The organism is Mycobacterium sp. TH-M103 (assembly GCF_057473785.1).
This window is the reverse complement of the sequence record NZ_JBYCLG010000163.1, coordinates 1-2909: the sequence shown is the minus strand read 5'-3', so window position 1 is coordinate 2909 and position 2909 is coordinate 1. Positions and strand designations below refer to the sequence as shown.

General features: G+C 71.9%; 4 protein-coding genes and 1 pseudogene. 2 read left to right on the top strand and 3 right to left on the bottom strand.

Annotation, left to right across the window (positions count from 1 at the left end; translation table 11 throughout):
- On the top strand, window positions 1-951 hold a 951-nt coding region (locus AC2VOR_RS09210), incomplete at its 5' end, for a glycosyltransferase family 4 protein (protein ID WP_486963654.1).
- A 12-nt stretch (window positions 952-963) separates the two neighbouring features.
- Here the strand turns inward: AC2VOR_RS09210 and AC2VOR_RS09205 are convergent.
- The gene (locus AC2VOR_RS09205; RefSeq protein WP_369740764.1) at window positions 964-1482 is read right to left on the bottom strand and encodes a CHAP domain-containing protein; all 519 of its coding nucleotides are present in this window, start codon (window positions 1480-1482) and stop codon (window positions 964-966) included.
- A gap of 161 nt (window positions 1483-1643) precedes the next feature.
- Between AC2VOR_RS09205 and AC2VOR_RS09200 the strand changes: the two genes are divergently transcribed.
- Window positions 1644-2336, top strand: a complete 693-nt coding sequence (locus AC2VOR_RS09200; protein ID WP_369740762.1) for a demethylmenaquinone methyltransferase — start codon at window positions 1644-1646, stop codon at window positions 2334-2336.
- A gap of 25 nt (window positions 2337-2361) precedes the next feature.
- Here the strand turns inward: AC2VOR_RS09200 and AC2VOR_RS09195 are convergent, their stop codons facing one another.
- Together AC2VOR_RS09195 and AC2VOR_RS09190 are read right to left on the bottom strand one after the other, a co-directional pair.
- Entirely contained in the window at window positions 2362-2694 is a 333-nt protein-coding gene (locus AC2VOR_RS09195; RefSeq protein WP_369740760.1) for a DUF732 domain-containing protein, read from the bottom strand.
- A 40-nt stretch (window positions 2695-2734) separates the two neighbouring features.
- Window positions 2735-2909 (bottom strand): annotated as a pseudogene (locus AC2VOR_RS09190) (FAD-linked oxidoreductase); the annotation flags it as partial.

The following is a 2909-nucleotide window of genomic DNA, read 5'->3' as shown; positions in this document are numbered from 1 at the left end:
AAGGTGACCACGTTGCCGCTCGGGGTGCCCACCCCCCGCATGGTGCGCACCCTGCGCGGGTTCGACCCCGACGTCATTCACCTGGCCTCGCCGGCGCTGCTCGGCTACGGCGGGGTGCGGGCCGCGCGCCGTCTCGGGGTGCCGGCCGTCGCGGTCTACCAGACCGACGTCCCGGGTTTCGCGGCCAGCTACGGCATCGGCATCACCACCCGGGCGGCGTGGGCGTGGTTCCGGCACCTGCACGGCCTGGCCGACCGCACCCTGGCCCCCTCCAGCGCCACGGTGGAGTCGCTGGTGGCCCGGCGCATCCCGCGGGTGCACCAGTGGGGGCGCGGGGTCGACATCATCCGTTATGCGCCCTCGGCGCGTGACGAGGCGCTGCGGCGCCGCTGGTCGCCACAGGGCAGGCCGATCGTCGGGTTCGTGGGCCGGCTCGCGCCGGAAAAACACGTCGAACGCCTCGCCGCGCTGGCCGCCGGCGGCCAGGTGCAGCTCGTCATCGTCGGCGACGGCGTCGACCAGGCCAAACTGCGGTCGGCGATGCCGACGGCGTTGTTCACCGGCGCGCTCTACGGCGCCGACCTCGCCGCGGCCTATGCCAGCATGGACGTCTTCGTGCACACCGGCGAGCACGAGACGTTCTGTCAGGTCGTGCAAGAAGCGCTGGCGTCGGGGCTGCCGGTGATCGCCCCCGACGCCGGCGGCCCGCGTGATCTCGTCACGCCGTGCCGCACCGGATTGCTCCTGCCCGTCAACGAGTTCGAGGCCAGGCTGCCCGCCGCCGTCGCGCATCTGCTCGCCGAACGGCACCGCTACGCGCAGGCGGCCCGGCGCAGCGTGCTTCACCGGAGCTGGCCGGTCATCTGTGACGAGCTGCTCGGCCACTACGAGGCGGTGCTGTCGCCGTTTGCCCGGGCGCAGGTGTCCGCGCGCCTGAGGCGGCGCGCTTAAGGCCCTTCCGCCTCAGGGCATCAGGATGTAGGACATCCCGGGGACGCTCCTGGCATCGCGGGTCCACCACTGGCCGGCGCCGCCATGGGATCCGTTGTTCATCTCCGTGATGTTCACCCACGTGCCGTCGAAGCGTTCGGAGACCGAGTTCACCCAGGCGGCATGGCCGTACGGGCTTACGCCGGGCAGCCACGGCTGGAACACCACGATCGCGCGTGGCTGCGCGTCGGTGACGACCGTCCAACCGTGCGCCCGCGCCGAGTCCGCCCAGTCCATGGCGTTGCCGTCGAGGGCCGGGTAGTACCCGCCGGCGTCGAACCACTTCTGCAGGGCGCCCCACGTGCACTGGCCCTCGGTGGCGGCGTTGACGGACCGGCGCTGTCCCATCGCGCGCCCCGGGCTGGCCGCCGGTGCGGCCCCAGCCGCCGCGGCCGGTTCGGCTTCCGCGGTCGCGGCGAAAACCAGCCCGCCCGCGGTGAGGGCCGCGGCCGCCGCGACGCCGGCGCGCAGCAGGCCGCGGCGGGTAACCACCCGGCATCGCTGCAGCGATGGCGATCTCAGGCCGAATCCCATTGGCGTCGTGCCTCCGTGTGATGGGTGCAGGGTTGAGCTTAGGTAACGACCGTGCGCGCCGAGGGGGAAATCCTAAGATCCGTGCGGGGGCGCCGATCCGCCCCGGTAGCGTCTATTGCGTGAGTCGCGCCGCCCTGGACAAGGATCCCCGCGCCGTCGCGTCGATGTTCGACGGCGTCGCTCGCCGGTACGACCTGACCAACACCGTGCTGTCGCTGGGCCAGGACCGGTACTGGCGCAGCGCGACCCGGTCCGCGCTGCGGATCGGGTCCGGCCAGAAGGTGCTGGATCTGGCTGCGGGGACCGCGGTGTCCACGGTCGAGTTGGCGAAGTCAGGGGCATGGTGCGTGGCGGCCGATTTCTCGGTCGGGATGCTGGCGGCGGGTGCGGCCCGTAGGGTGCCCAAGGTCGCCGGCGACGCGACGCGGCTGCCGTTCGCCGACGGCGTGTTCGACGCGGTCACGATCAGCTTCGGGCTGCGCAACGTCGCCGACCTGCAGGCGGCGCTGCGCGAGATGGCCCGCGTCACCAGGCCCGGCGGGAGGCTGGTGGTGTGCGAGTTCTCCACGCCCACCAGCGCGGTGTTCGCCACCGTCTACAAGGAGTACCTGATGCGGGCGCTGCCGCGGGTCGCGCGGGCGGTGTCCAGCAACCCCGAGGCCTACGTGTACCTGGCCGAGTCGATCCGCGCCTGGCCGGACCAGGCCGCGCTGGCGCACCTGATCGGCGGGGCGGGATGGTCTGGGGTGCGGTGGCGCAATCTGACCGGGGGCATCGTCGCACTGCACGCAGCGTACAAGCCGCTGCGGTGATGCGAGGGCCGGGAACTTAGGAAAACTAGGTCCCGGCGCGCTGGATGAAGCCGACCTGGTCGGGGCAGTAATGGTCGATACCCGCGCCGAGGAACTGCAGCGCCTGGCCCTGGGTGGTGCCGAGCGGCAGGTTCCGCTGCAGGAAGACGGCGGATTGGTGGGCGTCGTGGTCCACGCCGCGCTCGATCCGCTCGCACTCGATCTTGGCGAGCCACGCGAGTTGGTCCTGGGGGCCATAGACGCCGAAGTCGTTGACGGTGTTCTTGAATTCGGTGTCATAGTCGGCCTGCGCCGGCGCGGCCAGCGCGATTGCTGCAGCCGCCACGGCGACGCCCGTGACCAGCCTCGTACGCTTCATTAGCGGGACTATACACCGCGATCACGAATTGATCTCAGGGTCAGGTGAACGGCGTTCGCCGGTCGATCAGCCGGGACAGCCGGCCGGCGCCGCGCCAGGCCCGCGCCACCCAGTCGGCGTCCTCGTCGGTGACCAGGTTGGCCATCACCCGCACCGCGATCGCCATCAACGCGGGGGAGCGCATCGCGATCGGCCCGGTAGCGGGCAGGAACCGC